Annotated in this window: 1 protein-coding gene; it reads left to right on the top strand. The window is 55.3% G+C overall.

Annotated features, from left to right (window positions below; translation table 11 throughout):
- Positions 1-132: 132 nt before the first annotated feature.
- The gene (locus G7B67_RS13215; RefSeq protein WP_166213171.1) at positions 133-504 is read left to right on the top strand and encodes a DUF6404 family protein; all 372 of its coding nucleotides are present in this window, start codon (positions 133-135) and stop codon (positions 502-504) included.
- Positions 505-713: the final 209 nt, after the last annotated feature.

Raw genomic sequence — 713 nt, 5'->3', positions numbered from 1 at the left:
CTTGTGGGCAAATGGCGGCCTAACGATTCATTCAAGCCGAACCTACTTCGTTCCAGCAAAAGGCGGCACTGAAAAGCGTGCCACCTTTTGCCTCCACTACGCAGGTCGGCTTAATTCAGGTGTTAGGTGCGCATGACACACGATCGCAAAATTGAAGAATACAAACGCCTGATGGCGGAGAAAGGTGTAGGCCCGGCCACAGCATCGCCGCCCCTTTGGCAGTTGCTCTGGTCAATGGGCATTCCGCTGCCGCCGCCGCTCTATATGGGCTTTCTTCCGCTCGCCCTCTTTGGTGGCGCATTCTTCGGGGTCGTGTTTGGCGCTTTTGCCTGGTACATGGGCAACAAGGGCATTCGCACCATGTCGTTCAAGGAGGCGAGCGATGTCGCCCTGATCACTGGCGCGTTTTTTGGCATCACCGTCTCTTGGTTCACCCGCCGTCTGGCCCGCAAACTCGGGTTAGGTTCCTGGTCCGCGTTGGGCACAGCCCGGCTGCGCACCTAACAATTCATTCAAGCCGAACATGCTTCGTTCCAGCAAAAGGCGGCACTGAAAAGCGTGCCACCTTTTGCCTCCACTACGCAAGTCGGCTTAATTCAGGTGTTAGGCCTTACATGGGAGAGTTCCGAGTGATCTGGAAGAAAACATTTGCTGTACTGTTCGCCTCCGTGCTTTTGCTAGTTTCCTCAAGCGCCATAGCAGCAAAGGGAAAA

The sequence above is a fragment of the Cognatiluteimonas telluris genome (assembly GCF_011320095.1).
GTDB lineage: Bacteria > Pseudomonadota > Gammaproteobacteria > Xanthomonadales > Xanthomonadaceae > Cognatiluteimonas > Cognatiluteimonas telluris.
This window is presented reverse-complemented; position numbering and strand designations above follow the sequence as displayed.